This window comes from Candidatus Zixiibacteriota bacterium (assembly GCA_016933955.1).
Classification (GTDB): Bacteria; Zixibacteria; MSB-5A5; order GN15; family PGXB01; genus JAFGTT01.
In genome coordinates this window covers 75,429-94,225 of record JAFGTT010000036.1, presented here as the reverse complement: position 1 = coordinate 94,225, position 18,797 = coordinate 75,429, and the positions used below count along the sequence as shown (strand labels likewise).

General features: G+C 48.8%; 18 protein-coding genes. All 18 read left to right on the top strand.

What is annotated here, in order from left to right; all coding sequences use genetic code 11:
* Positions 1–48 precede the first annotated feature (48 nt).
* The 18 genes from JXQ28_13125 (at position 49) to JXQ28_13040 (ending at position 18,797) form a co-directional block, all read left to right on the top strand.
* Positions 49–1,557, top strand: a complete 1,509-nt coding sequence (locus JXQ28_13125) for a F0F1 ATP synthase subunit alpha (GenBank protein MBN2278676.1) — start codon at positions 49–51, stop codon at positions 1,555–1,557.
* 9 nt (positions 1,558–1,566) lie between these two features.
* Positions 1,567–2,433 carry an ATP synthase F1 subunit gamma gene (atpG, locus tag JXQ28_13120; GenBank protein MBN2278675.1) on the top strand — a complete coding sequence of 289 codons (867 nt, stop codon included), beginning with the start codon at positions 1,567–1,569 and terminating at the stop codon, positions 2,431–2,433.
* Positions 2,434–2,474: 41 nt separating this feature from the next.
* On the top strand, positions 2,475–3,878 hold the full coding sequence (gene atpD, locus JXQ28_13115) for a F0F1 ATP synthase subunit beta (GenBank protein ID MBN2278674.1): 1,404 nt from the start codon (positions 2,475–2,477) through the stop codon (positions 3,876–3,878).
* 12 nt (positions 3,879–3,890) lie between these two features.
* On the top strand, positions 3,891–4,295 hold the full coding sequence (gene atpC / locus JXQ28_13110; protein ID MBN2278673.1) for an ATP synthase F1 subunit epsilon: 405 nt from the start codon (positions 3,891–3,893) through the stop codon (positions 4,293–4,295).
* Positions 4,296–4,406: 111 nt separating this feature from the next.
* Positions 4,407–4,916, top strand: a complete 510-nt coding sequence (locus JXQ28_13105; protein MBN2278672.1) for a DUF177 domain-containing protein — start codon at positions 4,407–4,409, stop codon at positions 4,914–4,916.
* A gap of 27 nt (positions 4,917–4,943) precedes the next feature.
* On the top strand, positions 4,944–5,126 hold the full coding sequence (gene rpmF / locus JXQ28_13100; GenBank protein ID MBN2278671.1) for a 50S ribosomal protein L32: 183 nt from the start codon (positions 4,944–4,946) through the stop codon (positions 5,124–5,126).
* A 26-nt stretch (positions 5,127–5,152) separates the two neighbouring features.
* Positions 5,153–6,262, top strand: a complete 1,110-nt coding sequence (gene plsX, locus JXQ28_13095) for a phosphate acyltransferase PlsX (GenBank protein ID MBN2278670.1) — start codon at positions 5,153–5,155, stop codon at positions 6,260–6,262.
* Positions 6,207–7,181: a ketoacyl-ACP synthase III gene (locus JXQ28_13090; GenBank protein MBN2278669.1), complete on the top strand. Its 975-nt coding sequence runs from the start codon at positions 6,207–6,209 to the stop codon at positions 7,179–7,181. The genes plsX and JXQ28_13090 overlap by 56 nt, the downstream gene beginning before the upstream one ends.
* Before the next feature lie 8 nt (positions 7,182–7,189).
* Positions 7,190–8,110 (top strand): ACP S-malonyltransferase, encoded by a 921-nt coding sequence (fabD, locus tag JXQ28_13085; protein MBN2278668.1) that lies wholly within the window; start codon positions 7,190–7,192, stop codon positions 8,108–8,110.
* A gap of 15 nt (positions 8,111–8,125) precedes the next feature.
* Positions 8,126–8,869 carry a 3-oxoacyl-[acyl-carrier-protein] reductase gene (gene fabG / locus JXQ28_13080; GenBank protein MBN2278667.1) on the top strand — a complete coding sequence of 248 codons (744 nt, stop codon included), beginning with the start codon at positions 8,126–8,128 and terminating at the stop codon, positions 8,867–8,869.
* 47 nt (positions 8,870–8,916) lie between these two features.
* On the top strand, positions 8,917–9,156 hold the full coding sequence (locus tag JXQ28_13075) for an acyl carrier protein (protein MBN2278666.1): 240 nt from the start codon (positions 8,917–8,919) through the stop codon (positions 9,154–9,156).
* A gap of 24 nt (positions 9,157–9,180) precedes the next feature.
* A complete protein-coding gene (gene fabF / locus JXQ28_13070) occupies positions 9,181–10,431 on the top strand; it encodes a beta-ketoacyl-ACP synthase II (GenBank protein ID MBN2278665.1) in 1,251 nt (416 codons plus the stop codon).
* A gap of 65 nt (positions 10,432–10,496) precedes the next feature.
* On the top strand, positions 10,497–11,198 hold the full coding sequence (gene rnc / locus JXQ28_13065; GenBank protein ID MBN2278664.1) for a ribonuclease III: 702 nt from the start codon (positions 10,497–10,499) through the stop codon (positions 11,196–11,198).
* 97 nt (positions 11,199–11,295) lie between these two features.
* A complete protein-coding gene (locus tag JXQ28_13060; GenBank protein MBN2278663.1) occupies positions 11,296–12,081 on the top strand; it encodes an electron transfer flavoprotein subunit beta/FixA family protein in 786 nt (261 codons plus the stop codon).
* 102 nt (positions 12,082–12,183) lie between these two features.
* On the top strand, positions 12,184–14,397 hold the full coding sequence (locus JXQ28_13055) for a hypothetical protein (GenBank protein ID MBN2278662.1): 2,214 nt from the start codon (positions 12,184–12,186) through the stop codon (positions 14,395–14,397).
* 50 nt (positions 14,398–14,447) lie between these two features.
* Positions 14,448–16,208, top strand: coding sequence for an ABC transporter ATP-binding protein (locus tag JXQ28_13050; protein ID MBN2278661.1), 1,761 nt, complete (start codon positions 14,448–14,450; stop codon positions 16,206–16,208).
* A gap of 1 nt (position 16,209) precedes the next feature.
* Entirely contained in the window at positions 16,210–18,003 is a 1,794-nt protein-coding gene (locus JXQ28_13045) for an ABC transporter ATP-binding protein (GenBank protein MBN2278660.1), read from the top strand.
* Positions 18,004–18,008: 5 nt separating this feature from the next.
* On the top strand, positions 18,009–18,797 hold the full coding sequence (locus JXQ28_13040; GenBank protein MBN2278659.1) for an inositol monophosphatase: 789 nt from the start codon (positions 18,009–18,011) through the stop codon (positions 18,795–18,797).

The following is an 18,797-nucleotide window of genomic DNA, read 5'->3' as shown; positions in this document are numbered from 1 at the left end:
GTTAAGGACTGTTGGAAGAAATTAGTTTTATTCAATTGAGGTATAGATATGGGCTTAAACCCTGAAGAAGTCTCTTCAATAATCAAGAAAGAAGTCCAAGGTTACGAAACCAAGCTGGAGATGGAATCGGTTGGTACGGTTCTTCAGGTCGGTGACGGTATTGCTCGTATCTGGGGCCTGGAAGATGTGATGATGTCCGAGCTGATCGAGTTTCCCGGTGAAATTATGGGTTTGGTTCTCAACCTTGAGGAAGATTCGGTCGGGGCCGCCATTTTCGGTGATGTTACCGCCGTCAAAGAAGGCGACGCTGTTCGCAGGACGGGCCGGGTAGCCTCGGTCCCGGTCGGCGATGCCATGATAGGCCGGGTGGTCAATCCCATCGGTCAGCCGCTGGACGGCAAGGGACCGATTGCCACTGATAAATTCCGTGTATTAGAAGGCCGGGCTCCCGGTGTAACCGAGAGACAGCCGGTTAAAGAGCCGGTACAAACCGGTCTCAAAGCAATTGATTCGATGATTCCGATTGGCCGCGGCCAGCGCGAGTTGATTATCGGCGACCGCGGGACCGGTAAAACAGCCCTGGCGATTGATACCATTATCAATCAGAAGGGGACCGATATTTTCTGCATCTATGTAGCCATCGGACAGAAAACCTCAACCGTGGCCAAGGTGGCCAAGATTCTCGAAGAACATGGCGCCATGGAGTATACTACCATTGTTGCCGCCAATGCCTCGGATCCGGCCCCCATGCAGTTTATTGCTCCGTATGCGGGGGCGGCTATTGGCGAGGAATTTCTGTACAATAAAAAACATGTGGTCGTGGTCTACGACGATTTGTCCAAGCACGCCACCGCGTACCGTCAGCTTTCACTGCTTTTGAGACGGCCCCCGGGACGGGAAGCCTATCCCGGCGATGTATTTTATCTGCACTCTCGATTGCTGGAAAGGGCGGCCAAGCTAAGAGATGATTTAGGCGGCGGTTCTCTGACGGCCCTGCCGGTCATCGAAACCCAGGCCGGCGACGTCTCGGCGTACATTCCGACTAACGTGATTTCCATCACCGATGGTCAGATTTTTCTGGAGACGGATTTATTTTATTCTGGAGTCCGTCCGGCCATCAATGTCGGTATCTCGGTTTCTCGGGTAGGCGGCAACGCCCAGACCAAGGCTATGAAAAAGGTCGGTGGTTCTCTCCGCCTCGATCTGGCCCAGTATCGTGAACTGGCGGCATTCGCCCAATTCGGTTCCGACCTCGATGCCGCCACACAGCGGCAATTGACCCGCGGCGAGAAAATGGTCGAGGTTCTCAAGCAGGGGCAGTACGAACCGATGAAATTATCTCACCAGGTTATGATTATCTGGTGCGGTACCAGCGGTCACCTGGATAAAATACCCAAAAGCCGGATAGCTGAATTCGAAAAAGGTTTCTTTAAATTCTGCGCTGAAAAATTCCCGGATATTGAAGTGAATATTGACAAGGAGAAGGTTATTACGGATGCCACTCAGGAGAAGCTGAAGCAGGCCGCGGAACAATTTATTGCGCAGTTTAAGGTCTGAAGATAGAGTATGCCTACACTTCGCCAAGTAAAGAAAAGAATTAAGTCGGTCATTTCCACCCGTCAGATTACCAAGGCGATGGAAATGGTTGCGGCGGCTAAACTGCGGCGAGCGCAGATGCGGATTATGGAAGTCCGTCCGTATTCGGAGAAGCTGGACCATATACTACATCATCTGTCGGCCGCTTCAAGCGGCGGATTGATGCATCCGTTTTTCGACGAACGTGAAATCAAGAAACGGACTCTGGTACTGGTTACTTCGGATAAGGGAATGTGCGGTTCTTTCAATTCCAATATTATCCGCCGGGCCCAGGAATGGCTGGCCGATAAAAGCCCTGAAAATATCGAGTTACTGCTGATCGGGAAAAAAGGTCATGATTTCTATAAGCGAAGGGAATGGCCGATAATAGGGCTGTACAAAGACTGGTCGGGGAACCTCGATTACAATAAAAGCAAAGATATCGTGGATTTTCTGACGCGGCGGTTCCTGGAGGGTAATACCGATGAAATTTCGATGATATATACACAGTTTGTTTCAACGGTCAAGTACCTTATCACTCATGCCTCTTATCTTCCGGTTGAGCGGCCGGACATCAAGGCCGGCGACGAGAGCCGCCTTGACTACATTTTCGAACCGTCGCCGGAAGCGATTTTCGCCGATTTGATGCCGCGTTATGCCCTGACCAAAATGGTTACGGCGCTGGCCGATTCGTTCGCTTCGGAACACGGAACCCGGATGATTGCTATGGGCTCAGCTACCAAGAACGCCGGAGAGATGATCGATACCCTGACTTTGCAATATAACAAAGCCCGCCAGTCGGCGATTACCAAAGAACTTTTGGATATTGTCGGTGGGGCCGAGGCGTTAAGGGGTTAATTTGTGAAAAAATATTACAGTAATAAATGGAGCGAGTTTAAATGGCTGAAAATATCGGTAAAGTAGTGCAGGTTATCGGGCCGACAGTTGACTGCGAGTTCGATTCGGATAATCTGCCGGAGATTCTCAACGCCATCAAAATCGAGGATAAAGAGAAAAATATTAATCTGACGGTTGAGGCCGCCAATCATATCGGCGACAATATCGTTCGCTGCGTGGCCATGGCCTCCACCGATGGCCTGGTGCGCGGTATGAAAGCCATCGATACCGGCCAGCCGATTACGGTTCCAGTCGGGGATAAAACTCTGGGCCGGGTTTTTAACCTGCTCGGGAACCCGATTGATAATCTTGGTGATGTTCCCAAGGATATGAAACGGTATCCGATTCACCGACCCGCCCCGGCTTTCGAAGATCAGGACACTTCGACTGAAATTCTTGAAACCGGCATCAAGGTTGTGGATCTTCTGGAGCCTTATCCCAAGGGCGGTAAAGTTGGCCTCTTTGGCGGCGCCGGTGTCGGCAAGACAGTGTTAATCCAGGAATTGATCCGTTCGGTGGCCACCGAACACGGCGGTTTTTCGGTTTTTTGCGGGGTAGGAGAAAGGACCCGTGAGGGTAACGATCTCTGGCTGGAAATGAAGGAATCCGGCGTTATTACTAAAACCGTGATGGTTTTTGGGCAGATGAACGAACCTCCGGGAGCGCGACTCCGGGTCGGCCTGTCGGGCTTGACCATGGCCGAATTCTTCCGGGATGAAGAACACCAGGATGTTCTGATTTTTATCGATAATATATTCCGATTCACTCAGGCTGGTTCGGAAGTCTCAGCTCTTCTGGGCCGGATGCCATCTGCGGTCGGTTACCAGCCGACTCTGGGAACCGAAATGGGTGCCCTGCAGGAACGAATTACCTCAACCAAAGCCGGTTCGATTACTTCGGTGCAGGCTATTTATGTACCGGCCGATGACCTGACCGACCCTGCTCCGGCGACGGCCTTCTCACATCTTGATGCTACCTCGGTGCTTTCGAGGCAGATCGCAGAATTGGGTATCTATCCGGCAGTCGACCCGCTCGACTCTACCTCGCGTATTCTCGATCCGCATATTGTCGGCGAGGAACATTACCAGGTCGCTCGCAGAGTCCAGCAAATCCTTCAGCGCTATAAGGATCTTCAGGACATTATTGCAATTCTGGGTATTGATGAGTTGTCCGAGGATGACAAGCTGCTGGTTTCCCGGGCCCGCAAAATGCAGAAATTCCTGTCACAGCCTTTCTTCGTAGCGGAGGCCTTTACCGGGAAATCCGGGCGCTATGTTAAGCTGGAAGATACTATCAAAAGCTTCAAACAAATCGCGGATGGCGAGTTTGATCATATTCCGGAACAGGCCTTTTATATGGTCGGCGGCATTGATGAGGTTCTGGAAAACTACGAGAAAATGAAATAGCGGCGGCCCGGTATGTATAATTTGACGATTGTTACACCTCAGAAGATATTTTATGAAGGTGAGATAGAATCTCTGATTGTCCCGGGAATCGAGGGTTATCTGGGGGTGTTGACCGATCACGCCCCCCTTATCACGGCTATTGTGCCGGGTAAAGTGACGATCAGGGAAAAATCCCATGAAGAGATACTTATGGCAGTCTCTTATGGTTTTTTCGAGGTATCGTCAAACCATGCCACTCTACTGGCCGATTCCGTGGAATTCGTTTCCGATATCGATCTGGAAAGAGCCCGCGGCGCTCTGGAACGGGCCAAGAAACGGCTGGTAAACGCTGCCGGCGAGATTGATCTTCCGCGTGCTCACAAGGCTCTGGAACGGGCCCGAAATCGTATCAGGGTAGCCACTTCCGGGGAAGAATAATCACCCTACAATCACTCGGGAACCATTCCTCCGATTGAGTTGTTAGGCTCATTCGTGAATACTTTTGGCTTGACTTTGGAGTGACTATTGAGTAATCTCTAAAGTTAAGTTATGAATATAGACTTACGTGATTTTGAGGAATTTCCGGCTTCAGTAGCGGTCGATTTTGAAGCGGATAGCGCTGATTTTGGAATTGAAGGAGTTTCTTTTCGCGACCTGATGAGTCTGAGATTGACGATTCAAAAGGTCCGGGATGAGTATTATTGCCAGGGTCAGGTAATGATTCCCGTAGAGCAGGAGTGCTCTCGTTGTCTGGCATTGTTTGATACGGATTTAACAGGAGAACTGGTTTTTATTATCAAAACCTCTTTAGGCGAATCTGTATTATCCAAAGACCAGGGGGCTGATATTATACATGTAGAGGCCGGGCGGCCGGTTGTCGAATTGACCGAAGTGATCAGGCAGGCGCTTATTCTGGCGGTTCCCTTGAAACCGCTGTGTGACCCCGAGTGTAAGGGACTTTGTCCCGGTTGCGGGGCCAATTTGAACGAAGAAACCTGCGACTGTAAGATTGAAGAAATTGACGAAAGATGGGAAGGTTTAAAAGATCTTCTGGAATAGATACATTTTTGCTGGTAAGGAAAGAAAATGGCACTGCCCAAGAGAAGACATTCGCGAACCCGCGGACGGAAAAGAAGAACCCACTGGACACTGACTGCTCCTAATGTAGTTGAATGTACCCAATGTCATCAGCCTAAACTGTCGCACCACATTTGCCCCCATTGCGGCTATTACAAGGGGGAGATGGTTAGAGAGCCCAAAGAGGCATAGTCGTATCCGGCACGGGCTGAATAATTATGGGTCAAAATCAAAAAGAGGCTATAACCATTGCCCTGGATATTATGGGGGCTGACAGCAGTCCGGACTCCATAATGGAGGGAGGAGTCCAAGCCGCCCGCGAAATGGGCGATCGACTGAATGTGGCTTTTGTCGGCAAGCGCGAAGTCATTGGCGATTTTATGGAACTGCAGAAAGATCTGCCCAAAAATATAGCCGTTGAATTCGCCCGTCATGCGGTGGCGATGAGCGATGCGCCTACCGAAGGAATTCGCAAGAAAACCTCCTCGATTGCGGTCGGTTTGGCAATGCAGAAAGAAAAACGGGCCGATGCCTTCGTCTCGGCAGGCAACACCGGGGCTGTTATGGCCTCCTCGGTTTTCGGCCTGGGCAAGATTGAGGGAATCAGCCGCCCGGCCATTGCCGGTCTCTTTCCCAGTTCTCAGGGCGTTCCCACATTGGTTCTGGATGTGGGTGCCAATGTCGATTGTAAGCCGAGTCATCTCTATCAGTTCGGTGTCATGGGCTCGGTTTATGCCTCATTGATGACCGGCCGGACCTCGCCCAAAGTTGGCCTGCTGTCAATCGGCGAGGAAAAAAGTAAAGGTAATGATCAGACGGTCAATACCTGGGAGTTACTGAAGCAATCCGGATTGAATTTCATCGGGAATGTCGAAGGTCGGGATATTCTTTCGGGGCGCGCCGATGTGGTTGTTACCGATGGTTTTGTCGGTAATGTCGTCCTTAAATTCGCAGAGTCGGTGGAAGGTTTTTTAACCCGATCGATCAAGCATCAGGTTCAGACAAATATCTTCTCGCGTTTGGGGGCGGCTCTGATGACGCCCTTCCTGCGACGTCTCCGAAAAACCTTTGACTATTCCGAGTATGGCGGAGCTCCTCTTCTGGGTATTAACGGGGTATGTATGATTTGTCATGGAAGGTCCTCGCCGAAAGCAATCAAGAATGCCGTGATTGCCGCGGCCAAGATGGTCAGCCATCGAATAGTGGATAATATCCGCGATGAATTGGTGCTGAATGAAAACGGATCGAAAAATGCAAAGAACGGACAGATAGATGAACAGCAGGATAGTGGGAATAGGGTCATACGTTCCCTCCCGTCGTCTGACTAACGCCGATCTCGAAAAGATGGTTGAAACCTCCGATGAGTGGATTGTCTCCAGGACCGGTATCGAGGAACGCCGTATCTGTTTCGATGGCGAAGCCAATTCGGATATGAGTATGAATGCCGGCCGGAAGGCCCTCGAAATGGCCGGATTGAAACCTGATGATATAGACCTGGTTTTGGTCGGAACGGTCACCCCGGATTTCCGGTTGCCATCAATGGCCTGCATCATCCAGAAGAAGATGGGATTGGTTAATGCCGCGGCCATGGATATTGTGGCGGCCTGTGCTGGTTTTTTGCATGGTCTCTCAATTGCCGATGCTTACATTAAAACCGGCCATTTTAAAAGAGTCCTGGTTTTGGGAGCGGAGAAGTTGTCTTCCATTACCGATTACACTGACCGCAACACCTGTGTTCTTTTCGGTGACGGCGCCGGGGCGGCGGTGGTTGTGCCTACTGATGAAAAACGAGGAGTGCTATCCACATATCTTAAATCCGATGGCCGTCAGGATCAGCTCTTATGGATTCCCAACGGTGGCAGTAGTAATCCTTACGGCAAAACCAACTGCAACGGTTCTTATAACATCAAAATGAATGGCAGTGAGGTTTTCAAGCATGCTGTTCGCCAGATGGCTGAGGCTTCATTCTATGTGATAAGAAAGGCCGGCTTGACCGGCGATGATATAAATCTTATGGTACCGCATCAGGCCAACATGAGAATTATAACCTCGACTGCTAAACGCCTGGGGATTCCCATGGATCGCGTATTTCTGAATATAGCCAAATATGGAAATACTTCGGCCGCATCAGTTCCCATTGCCCTCGATGAAGCTGTCAGAAGCGGCCGAATCAAGGATGGTGATTATATCCTGATGGCGGCTTTTGGAGGCGGTCTGACCTGGGCCTCGGCTGTAATGAGATGGTAGGGTTTTCTATGGGTAAGGTAGCTGTTGTTTTTCCCGGACAGGCTTCGCAGTATGTCGGTATGGGTAAAGACTTTTATGAATCCGATGTCGAGGTTCGCCGGTTGTACGAGATTGCCTCTGATGAAATCGGCGAGGATATTGCCAGGCTGTCTTTTGATGGTCCCGGGGACACATTGACCCGAACCAGATTCACGCAACCAGCCATTCTTCTTCATTCCCTGGCGGTTTTAACAGTATTAAAAGACCGATTGCCTCAGGCCGATTTAACAGCAGGGCATTCGCTGGGGGAATATGGTTCACTGGCTTTGGCCGGGGTAATTGATTTCGAATCGGCCATCAAGGCGGTTATCCGCAGAGCCTCTTTAATGGAGGAAGCCTGCCGGAAAAACGACGGCACCATGGCCGCGATTATGGGCCTGGATGAGGAAAAAACCGCAGATGCCTGCCGCGAGGCCTCGGCCAAAGGAGTGGTTGTTCCGGCTAATTTCAATTCCGAGATACAAATAGTTATTTCAGGCGAAAATTCTGGAGTCGAAGAAGCCTGTCGGTTATGTAAGGAAAAGGGGGCCAAGAAGACCATTCCTCTCAATGTCGGCGGGGCTTTTCATTCGCCCTTGATGGAGTCGGCTTGTGATGGTATGAAGGATTATCTGGAAAAGGTGGAGTATCAGGTACCACGGATAGATATAGTTACCAATGTGACCGGTGAGGTTGAAAGAGATCCCGAGGTATTGAAATCGCTCCAGGTGAAGCAACTGACCGCCCCGGTCAGATGGTATCATACTCTCCAATATTTCGGGCAAAACGGAATTGATACCGTTATTGAAATTGGCCCCGGAAAAGTCCTGGTCGGGTTGGCCAAGAGGGAACTCAAGAGTGCGCGACTTATAAACCTGGATACTCTGAAAGATTTGGAAGAATTAACCTGATCGTCAGGGAATAAAATGGATTTTAAAAACAAAACAGCTTTGATCACTGGATCGGCCCGTGGTTTGGGCAAGGCCATCGCCGCGAAATTGGCTGGTTATGGCGCTCGAGTGGTAATCTCCGATGTTCAGATGGATCTGGCCGAAACCACCGCGGCGGAATTTGCCCAAAAGGGTTATAATACGATTGCGGTGCGGGCCGACGTCTCCAAATCTGATGATGTTAAAAAACTGATTGAGGAAACGATTGCGGCCTTTGACTCAATCGATATTGTTATTAACAATGCCGGCATTACCAGGGATGCGCTGATTTTGCGGATGACTGAAGATGCCTGGGATACCGTGATCAGGGTTAATTTAAAAGGGACTTTCCTGGTGACCCAGGCGGCTGCCAAAATTATGATTAAGCAACGATCCGGCCGGATAATCAATATATCTTCGATAGTTGGGAGAATGGGGAATGCCGGCCAGGCCAATTACTCAGCTTCCAAAGCAGGGGTAATCGGCCTGACTAAATCGGCGGCCAGGGAACTGGCTTCCCGGAATATCACCGTCAATGCCATTGCGCCGGGCTTTATCGAAACCGAGATGACAAAAAATCTTCCGCAAGAGGTTCGGGAAGCCTATATGCAGTCGACGCCGTTGAGAAAATTCGGATCACCCGATGATGTTGCGGCGGCTGTGGCTTTTCTGGCCTCCGATGAAGCGGCCTATATCACCGGGCAAATTATTGGTGTTGACGGCGGCCTTTTTATGTGTTAGAATTGGAATCAATTTTTAAACGGTTAATAAATTGAGGAGTAGAATCGATGTCTCAAGAAATCTCACAGAAAGTGAAAGACCTGATTGTTGAACAACTTGGGGTGGATGCCTCGCAGGTGACTGAGTCGGCCAAGTTTATTGATGACCTGAGTGCCGATTCTCTGGACACCATGGAACTGGTGATGGCGTTAGAAGAAGAATTTTCACTGGAAATTCCTGATGAAGATGCCGAGAAAATAACCTCGGTTGGTGACGCCATCAGCTACATTAAGGAACATACTAAATAATCTAACGGAATAGAGTTTCATTTGATGCAAGCCGTAAGAACTGTCATTACCGGCATGGGGGTGATTACGCCTCTTGGTTCCAGCCTGAACGATTTCTGGCAGGCGCTCCTTAAGGGCGAATGCGGTATTGACCGGGTGACGCGTTTTGATCCCAGTGAATTTGCATCTCAGATTGCGGCCGAAATAAAGGATTTCGACGGAACCAGATTCCTTGATAAAAAGGAAATCAGGAGAATGGATCTGTCGGAGCAATATGCTATTGGCGCCAGCCAGATGGCTATTGATGATGCCGGTTTTGATCTATCCAAAATAGACCTCAATCGTGCCGGGGTGGTGATTGGATCCGGAATCGGCGGTATAAGCACCTTTGAAAAACAACATCAGATTCTGCTGGAATCAGGACCGGGACGGGTTTCTCCGTTTTTTATCCCGATGATGATAATTGATATGTGTGCCGGTCTGGTGGCTATCCGTTTCGGATTCAAAGGCCCCAACTATGCGACTGTTTCGGCCTGCTCTTCGTCATCGCATGCACTTCTGGATGCCTTCAAGATCATTCAGCGGGGCGATGCCGACATCATGATTGCCGGGGGCGCCGAATCGACCATTACTCCAACCTCGCTGGCCGGCTTCTGTTCAGCCCGGGCTTTGAGTACCCGTAATGATGAACCCAAAAAATCATCACGGCCTTTTGATAAAGACCGCGATGGGTTTGTCATAGGCGAGGGGTCGGGGATTGTAATCATGGAATCGTTGGAATCGGCCAGGGCACGAGGCGCGAGGATATATGCCGAGATAATCGGAGCCGCCATGAGCTGTGATGCCCACCATATGACGGCCCCCATTCCCGATGGCAGCGGGGCTATGATGGCGATGGCCAATGCCATTAAAGATGCCGGATTGAAACTGGAAGATATAGGTTATATAAACAGCCATGGGACGGCTACGATTCTTGGCGATCCGGCGGAAACCAAAGCTATCAAGGCAGTTCTGGGCGAGTATGCCTATCGAATTCCGATCAATTCTACCAAGTCGATGATCGGTCATTTACTCGGAGCCGGAGGGGCGGTGGAATTTATTACGGCTGTTTTATCTCTCAGGGACAGAAAGGTCCATCCAACCATCAACCTGGATGAACCGGATCCGGAATGTGATCTGGATTATGTCCCGCATAAAGCCAGAGATTGGGATTTTGATGCTTTCCTTTCCAATTCTTTTGGTTTCGGCGGGCACAATGTGACTCTGGTGGGACGAAAATTTAATGAACAGCAATAGCTGTGAGGCTATTTGATTCTTTAAAGCAGATTTTCTCCCGATCGAAGACTGCAATCGATAAGGAGATGGTGGCCGAATTCAACGGGGAATTCGGTTATCTTTTCAGTCATAGTGGGCTTCTGGTCGAAGCCCTCACCCATCGATCGTACATTTATTCTGCCACCAATTCGGCCCGATCCAATGAGCGTTTGGAATTTCTCGGGGATTCGGTTCTGGGTCTGATTGTTTCGGAACACCTCTTCAGGACTCATCCCGATTTTGCGGAAGGCGATCTGACCAAGACCAAGGCTCTTCTGGTCAATGAAATTACCCTGTCGAAAGTAGCGATTGAAAGCAAATTGAACAGGTTCGTGTTGATGTCGCCTGAGGAAGAAAAATCCGGGGGGAGAGAACGTAATTCGATTGTTTCCGATGCTGTCGAAGCGGTTATCGGTGCCATTTATGTCGATGGCGGTCTGGAATCGGCGCGACAATTTATCCGGGGAGCCATTCTCTCTCGTTCGCGGGAAATCCTGTCCGATGCGACTCAGCGTAATTACAAGGGCGAACTGCTGGAATTAATGCAAAGTAAGGGACAGGAACCGCCATATTATGAGGTAGTTTCCGAAGAAGGGCCGGATCACGAAAAAATATTCACTGTGGTAGTCCGAACCAATGGCGAAATTACAGGAACCGGGATGGGCAGTTCAAAAAAGGAGGCGGAGCAACAGGCCGCCTGTCTTTCACTTCAAAAGATAAAACCGGATAATGACAACCAGTCCCGATAGATGAATCATTCTCCCGACAAATTGTTGACTTTTAAGGTGGAATCGATTAAAATATAAATTCGAAAAGACTCGGAACCGTAATACTGCGGAGGATTTAATGAATATTGTCGTTTTAATAAAGCAGGTCCCGGAAATTGAACTGGTGAAGGTTGACCAGGTGGTCGGCGAGGTTTCATTACCGTCCGGACCCGGAATAGTCAATCCCTTCGATGAATATGCGGTTGAAGAAGCCCTTCGAATAAAAGAAAAAAACGGCGGCAAGGTGACCGTCATAACGGTCGGGACCGAGAAAGCAGTTTCAGCGCTTCGGGCCTGTTTGGCGCTTGGAGTCGATGAGGCCATTATGATAACCGATCCTTTATTCGATAAGTCCGATCCTCAGGCAATCGGGAAAATCCTTTCAGCCGGGATAAAGAAAATCGGCGATTATCACCTGGTGTTGGCCGGTAAGCAGGCGGTCGATGATGATTCGGCTCAGGTCCCCGGTGCCGTGGCGGCTCATCTTAATATTCCTCAGGCCATGTTTGTCAAGAAGATAGAGTCCATAGATGATAGCAAAGCGGTTGTCTGGCGGACGACGGAAGAGGGGTATGATGTTGTCGAAATGGCCCTGCCGGCACTGGTTTCTGTGGTTAAAGAAATCAATGAACCGCGCTTGCCTTCATTAAAAGGCAAGATGGCCGCCAAGAAAGCCCCGATTACAACCTGGTCGGCGGGGGATATTGGTTTGGATGGTGCCGGAGTCGGACCCAATTCCTATACCAAAAAAGTCAAAGTATCGCCGCCGCCCCCTCGCCAGAAAGGCGAATTTATTGAAGGTGAAACACCGGAGGAAATTGCCGACAAGCTGTATAAAAAACTGAAAGAAAAGCAGGTTCTTTAGATATCTCGAATTCCCATTAAAAGACCGCCATAACATTCGGCGGTCTTTTTTTATTTGAGTTTGACAGCAAAAATTCAAATTTCTATATTCCTGACTATGAAAATGTTGTGGCGTATTGTGATCTTCGGCCTGCTGATTACATATTTCATGACCGGTTTAAGCTCGCAGGCCGGAACCGTTAATCTATTGACGGATATTAAAGCGGTTTGCGTCTATGAGAATCCGGGTCAGATCGATTGGGGGCTGGTTTATCATCTGGCGGTTGAAAACGGTTGTCATGTTGATCTGGTTACCATTAAAACCGGTCCGTCGTACCAGCCGGTTTTTATACGCGCCGATAAATATAATTTGAATTCAATACAATTTTATATTCCCGAAGCCACCCCGATTTATTTCGATACTATTAAATCAGACCTTTTCGCCGGATATATTCCCGATATCGTTATTTTTCTGTCTGATTTTCAGAATGATCCACTCAACGCCTTTGAAAGTTACCTGTTAAACCTGACTTTCGACAGTTCGGCTGTTTTTAATATCAAGAAATATTATCGAAAGGTCGAGGAAGGAAGCCGGTACAGCCTTTTTATCAAGGAGAATCAATATTTCGAATACTATGGCGACGAAATCAACCGCATGGCCGATGCTGTTTCCGAGGAGATTGCCTCGACAGCAACAATCGGCATCTATACTGTTTATGATTTGATCAAAAGCCGTCCGGTGCCGGAATCGCCCTCAGCCTCATTTCTGGCCGGAATCGATCGCTTCAAGTTTGATTTAATCGCCGATAAATATGTCGAGGGATCGGTCCAAAAAGCCGCCCTGAAGATGCATAAAAATAAATATATCGAGCTGTTGAAAAAATCGCTCGAGCAGACCGGCGCCGAGAGAATCGGATCACTTCTTGGCGCGATTGATGCCGTCAAGAAATTCCGACAGGCCTATTATTATCAGATCGGGGCTGTCGATACTCTGACCCCGGTGGCCCAATATATCGAAAGGACACTGGATAAGTTATCCTCGGCTGTCTTCTTTGAAACCGGAGTTAAAAGCAATGGCACCGTGTTAATCCGGGAAACCACCGAGGGCAAAAAACTGAAATTCCGTTCCGAAATCGACAACGATGGGTATATCAGTATCAGAACCGGGTGGGTTGGTTTTCGGCCCTACTGGATAGATACGGTTATTGTCATTGATTCCGCCTGGACCAATGTTTCTCCCAATGCATCGCTGATCCGGGAATACACGGTTGAGGTTGATCCGGGATATCTAATGACGGTCGATGAGCAGTCGTTGAAATTTGTCGGCAAAGTGGTCTATGGCAATCAGGAAATGGATTTCAATTACCGGGCCGGATCTTATGAAGAATCATATTTTTCGATAGAATTCGTACCTGATTTTATGATCATCAAGCCTTTCCCCGAATTACAGATTGATCGTCTGGTAGAACCGACCAGTCTTAAAGCGGTTCTAAATAAGCCGGTTGATTTTGGCGGGGTTGTCGGAATCGAAGTGGTTTCGCCAAAGACTGTACTTTCGGGAGCCTACAATAAAGAACTGACCCTCCGGGCCGGAGAACGAAGCCGGGAATTCAATATTCCGCTGGTGGCCACCAAGAGCATGGGCCGCGAAAGACATGATATAATTATCAACATTTCCAGCGATGGCAAAATCGTCGCCTCGGATATCGCGCAGATTCGCCAGGCTGAATTCGATGTCCCGACCAAGACCAAAATCGCGTTACTCCCCGACGTGTCGGGGATATTGGAAGATATACTTATTCTGACCGGGGCGGATTACAAGAGCATCAGTGAAAGGTATCTGAAAGCGGGCAATCTTGATCTTTATGATATTGTTATATTTGGAACCGGCTGTTTCCGAAATTATGAATCGCTCGATGCTGCTTATGATGTTATCAAAAAGTATATGGAATTCGGTGGAACGGTGATTGTCTTTGGCCAGACGGATGATTGGCGTGACGACCTGTTACCGGTTTCAATCGTCTCCTCGACCCAGAAAATGGAGAAACGAGATGTCCGGGTAACAGACAACAGCCATCCATTGTTCACTCGGCCCTATCGTCTCGATGTCTCCAGGATGCTGGATGGCATCAGTGGCGGGACGATCAGTTACCCGGCCGTTGTTTTCCCCGGGGAAAAACTTATAGAAGGCGAGAAGGGAATTACTCATCTTTCAGTCAGCCGGTTCGGAGACGGGAAATTGATATATTGCGGTCTGCCGCTGATACAGATGGTCAGAAATCTTGATGCCGAGGCTATTAAATTATTCTCCAACCTGATACACTACTCCGGCAAATAACGAAAACCACCAGGGAACCTGATCGTCTTTCAGGCGTTTTATGATTTACCATGTCGGAAAAAACTGAAAATATAAAAGGTCGTTTCAGGATTATTCGAAAGTATCTCAGCCGTTACAGGTTGTATCTTATCCTTGGCGGTCTGGCCGTAATCGGGGCCAACGCCCTGATCCTGATTAATCCTTATTTGATGAAAAAGGCCTTCGACGATCTCGAATCGGGAGCGACATCGGGAAATATTCTCAAATACGCCCTGCTGATTATCGCCTTTGCATTGTTTTCCGGGGTCTTCCGCTTTTCCATGAGACGCTCCATAATCTGGATGTCTCGGAAAGTGGAGTACGATCTTCGCTCCGACCTTTTCGAGTACCTTTTGAAATTAAATTCCTCATTTTATTATGAAAACAAAACCGGCGATATCATGGCCCGGATGACCAATGATATCGAGGCCGTAAGAATGATGGTCGGTCCCGGCATCATGCATATCGCCAATGCCTTTGTCTCGTCCGTAATCGCCATCGGTTTCATGCTGTACTTGTCCACCGAGTTGACCCTTTACTCCCTGATTCCCCTGCCCCTGTTATCGATTGTCGTTAATCGGGTGGGGATAGTGATTCATAAGCGTTATGCCAAAATCCAGGACTATTTCGCCGTCTTAACATCGAAAGTCCAGGAGAATTTAGCCGGGGTAAGGGTGATTCGGGCGTACAACCAGGAAGAGGCCGAGATCGAAGATTTCTCCCGGCACAGCAAGCATTATATTCATCTTAACCTGAGGATGATTAAGATTCTGGGCCTATCCTGGCCGCTTCTGTTCGGAATTGCCGGTACGGTGAATATGTTTGTTCTTTATTTCGGGGGTAAATCGGTAATGGCCGAATCGATCAGCCTGGGAACTCTGGTGGCCTTTTTCGCATATCTGACCATGCTTATCTGGCCGATGATTGCCATGGGCTGGGTGGTTTCGCTCTATCAACGGGGCAAAGCCTCTCTCGATAGAATCAACCGCATTTTTAATATCGTCCCGGAGGTGACAAACAGTGATCGAGTGTCGAATAAAACCAGAATGAAAGGGAAAATTGAATTCCGTAATCTTGGTTTTGCTTATAATGGGACGCATATTCTGCATGGTATCAATCTGGTTATTGAACCGGGTATGACGGTCGGGATTATCGGGCCGACTGCTTCGGGCAAATCGACGCTGGTGTCACTTATCAGTCGGATGTTTCCGGTTAACAGGGGGCAGCTGTTTATTGATGATATCGATATCAATGACTGGGATATACATACTCTCCGTCGTCAGGTCGGGATGGTACCCCAGGAGCCGTTTTTATTTTCCGACACCCTGACCAGAAATATTCTCTTTGGTGTTGATAATGATGATACCGCCAGAGCCCATAGTGCGGCGGCTTCCGCCGTCATCGACCACGAAATTGAAGAATTTCCGGATGGCTATGAAACCATGCTGGGCGAGCGAGGAATCACCCTGTCGGGGGGGCAGAAGCAGCGTGTGGCTATCGCCCGCGCTCTGGTGATTGACCCGAAAATTCTAATTTTCGATGATGCCACCAGCGCTGTCGATACCGAAACTGAACACCTGATAAATATGAAATTACGCGGTGAAATCGATCGAAGGACGGCGATTATTATCTCGCATCGGGCCTCGGCCGTTAAAGATGCGGATTTGATTCTCTACATGGAAGATGGAACGATTGCGGAATCCGGCAATCATGATCATCTTATGGCCGCCAATGGCCGGTATGCCGAGCTGTATCGAATGCAGTTAATCGAAGAAGAATTGAAGAGAATGTAATATGGCCGCCAATAATTACCATGAAGAAGAAATTCTCGGTAAGGCGTACGATGCCCGGTTGATGAGGCGGTTATTAACCTATGTTCGGCCGTACAAGTGGACCTTGACAGTAGCCATTATTCTCCTGGTTGGTGGTTCTCTGTTACAGCTGACTTTGCCGATAATAGTCCAGATCGGTATCGATCGCTATATTGCCGCCCGGGATGTCGGCGGTCTGAAACATATTGCCCTGATCTATGCCGGTATTCTCCTGGCCGTATTTATCCTGCAGTATATTCAGATGTATATTACCATGTATATCGGCCAGAAGGTGCAGTATGATATCAGAATGCAGATTTTCTCGCATCTTCAAAAACTGCACCTCGGCTTTTTCGACAAAAATCCGGTCGGTCGGCTGGTCACCCGAACCACCAATGATGTCAATGTGCTTGACGAAATGTTTTCCTCGGGACTGGTATCGGTTTTCGGTGATATTATCACTCTGGTGGGCATTGTTGTGGCCCTGCTTTATTATAACTGGCAACTGGCCCTGTGGACATTTGTAGTCCTTCCACTCCTGGTTCTGGCCACTTCGATTTTCCGGAAAAAAGTCCGCCAGACTTACCGGGATGTCCGCATCCGCCTGGCTCGGTTGAATGCTTTTGTCCAGGAACATATAACCGGGATGTCGATAATTCAGTTGTTCACCCGTGAGAATAAAATATTTAAAGATTTTCTTGGAATTAACGGCGATCTCCGCGATGCCCATTTGAAAGGAATTTACTACTATGCCGTCTTCTTCCCGACGGTAGAAATAATCAGTGCTGTGTCGCTGGCCATTCTGATATACAAGGGGGGACTGGAGATCAGCGCCGATGTATTGACCTTCGGTGAACTGGTTGCCTTTATCCAGCTGGTGCAGCGGTTTTATAATCCTATCAGGGACTTATCGGAAAAGTACAACATTCTTCAATCATCCATGGCCTCATCGGAGCGCATCTTCAAACTACTCGATACCCCGCCGGAAGTGACGGCTGACAATGATCGGACCCGGCCGTCTGAATTCCGAGGCCGGATTGAGTTCGACAAAGTCTGGTTTGGCTATAAAGAGAATGAAGATGTTTTAAAAGACATAAGTTTCACGGTCGAACCGGGAGAAAAGGTGGCCATTGTCGGTGCTACCGGAGCCGGTAAGACCTCGCTTATATCATTGCTATTTCGATTTTATGAGTACCGGGCGGGATCCATTCGGCTTGACGGCATCGAATTGAAAGATTTATCTTTTAAAACTCTTCGGAATCAACTCGGATTGGTACTCCAGGATGTTTTCATTTTCTCGGGCGATTTCGCCGGTAATGTTCGGTTGGGCAGTCGTGAAATAACCGATGAACGCCTGATCGAAGCCCTGAAGAAGGTCAATCTTTATCGCCATATCACCCGTCAGGAGGGAGGTCTGCAGGCCGAGGTCAAGGAACGCGGGGCAACTCTTTCCACAGGGCAGAAACAATTATTATCGTTTGCAAGAGCGCTGGCATTTAATCCCAATATCCTGATTCTGGATGAGGCCACCAGTTCGGTTGATACCGCCACCGAGCGTATGATACAGAAGGCTCTGGATAAATTACTGGAGAACCGGACCGCCATTATTATCGCTCATCGTCTTTCCACCATCGAGAAAGCGGATAAAATAGTGGTCCTTCACCACGGGCGTCTCCGCGAAATAGGGAAGCATCATGAATTGCTGGATCAAAAGGGAATTTATTATCGTCTATATCAGATGCAGTTCAAACGGGATCAGGTAAAAGCGACGGGGTGACAAATATGCTGACTTCAGCAGTGTTGAAAAGGTACTCGAATTTCGCCAATAAGATTGCCATCGAGGCCGGGCGGATTCTTATCGAAAAAAGCCGGAAACGACATCGAGTCATATTTAAAGGACAAATTGATCTGGTTACCGATGCCGATCTGGCCTCGGAAAAATATATCATCGAAGCCATTACCGCCAAATATCCCGATCATTCTCTTTTAACCGAAGAAGCTTCTGCCCGGGAGAATAATTCCGATTTCCGATGGGTGATCGATCCGCTTGACGGAACCACTAATTTTGCCCATGATTTTCCGTTTTACTGCGTTTCAATCGGTCTGGAGTACCGGGGGAAAATAGTAATCGGGGCAATTTATGATCCGGTACGAACAGAGCTGTTTCACGCCCGCCATGGTGCCGGAGCTTTTTTAAACGACGCCCGGATTATTGTCTCAGAACAGAAAAAACTCGGCCAGGCTTTGCTGGCTACCGGATTTCCCTATGATATACATCAATCCAATGAAGATAATCTCAAATATTTCCGCCGGTTTATCAAACAGGCTCAAGCCGTTCGGCGGGCTGGTTCAGCCGCTCTTGATTTATGTTATCTCGCCTGCGGCAGATTCGATGGTTTCTGGGAATTGAAATTGCACCCCTGGGACACCGCCGCCGCAGTGGTGATTGTGACTGAAGCCGGCGGGAAAATGACCGATTTCCAGGGCCGCGAATATTCGATTTATGGCAAATATCTACTGGCCAGTAATGGCTGTCTTCATGCCCAGATGAAGAAAGTCCTGAATGTTTGA

Bases quoted from the DNA above. Each gene is read 5' to 3' on its own strand.
- JXQ28_13125 (MBN2278676.1), top strand. From the start codon at position 49: ATGGGCTTAAACCCTGAAGAAGTCTCTTCAATAATCAAGAAAGAAGTC.
- atpG (MBN2278675.1), top strand. From the start codon at position 1,567: ATGCCTACACTTCGCCAAGTAAAGAAAAGAATTAAGTCGGTCATTTCC.
- atpD (MBN2278674.1), top strand. From the start codon at position 2,475: ATGGCTGAAAATATCGGTAAAGTAGTGCAGGTTATCGGGCCGACAGTT.
- atpC (MBN2278673.1), top strand. From the start codon at position 3,891: ATGTATAATTTGACGATTGTTACACCTCAGAAGATATTTTATGAAGGT.
- JXQ28_13105 (MBN2278672.1), top strand. From the start codon at position 4,407: ATGAATATAGACTTACGTGATTTTGAGGAATTTCCGGCTTCAGTAGCG.
- rpmF (MBN2278671.1), top strand. From the start codon at position 4,944: ATGGCACTGCCCAAGAGAAGACATTCGCGAACCCGCGGACGGAAAAGA.
- plsX (MBN2278670.1), top strand. From the start codon at position 5,153: ATGGGTCAAAATCAAAAAGAGGCTATAACCATTGCCCTGGATATTATG.
- JXQ28_13090 (MBN2278669.1), top strand. From the start codon at position 6,207: ATGAACAGCAGGATAGTGGGAATAGGGTCATACGTTCCCTCCCGTCGT.
- fabD (MBN2278668.1), top strand. From the start codon at position 7,190: ATGGGTAAGGTAGCTGTTGTTTTTCCCGGACAGGCTTCGCAGTATGTC.
- fabG (MBN2278667.1), top strand. From the start codon at position 8,126: ATGGATTTTAAAAACAAAACAGCTTTGATCACTGGATCGGCCCGTGGT.
- JXQ28_13075 (MBN2278666.1), top strand. From the start codon at position 8,917: ATGTCTCAAGAAATCTCACAGAAAGTGAAAGACCTGATTGTTGAACAA.
- fabF (MBN2278665.1), top strand. From the start codon at position 9,181: ATGCAAGCCGTAAGAACTGTCATTACCGGCATGGGGGTGATTACGCCT.
- rnc (MBN2278664.1), top strand. From the start codon at position 10,497: ATGGTGGCCGAATTCAACGGGGAATTCGGTTATCTTTTCAGTCATAGT.
- JXQ28_13060 (MBN2278663.1), top strand. From the start codon at position 11,296: ATGAATATTGTCGTTTTAATAAAGCAGGTCCCGGAAATTGAACTGGTG.
- JXQ28_13055 (MBN2278662.1), top strand. From the start codon at position 12,184: ATGTTGTGGCGTATTGTGATCTTCGGCCTGCTGATTACATATTTCATG.
- JXQ28_13050 (MBN2278661.1), top strand. From the start codon at position 14,448: ATGTCGGAAAAAACTGAAAATATAAAAGGTCGTTTCAGGATTATTCGA.
- JXQ28_13045 (MBN2278660.1), top strand. From the start codon at position 16,210: ATGGCCGCCAATAATTACCATGAAGAAGAAATTCTCGGTAAGGCGTAC.
- JXQ28_13040 (MBN2278659.1), top strand. From the start codon at position 18,009: ATGCTGACTTCAGCAGTGTTGAAAAGGTACTCGAATTTCGCCAATAAG.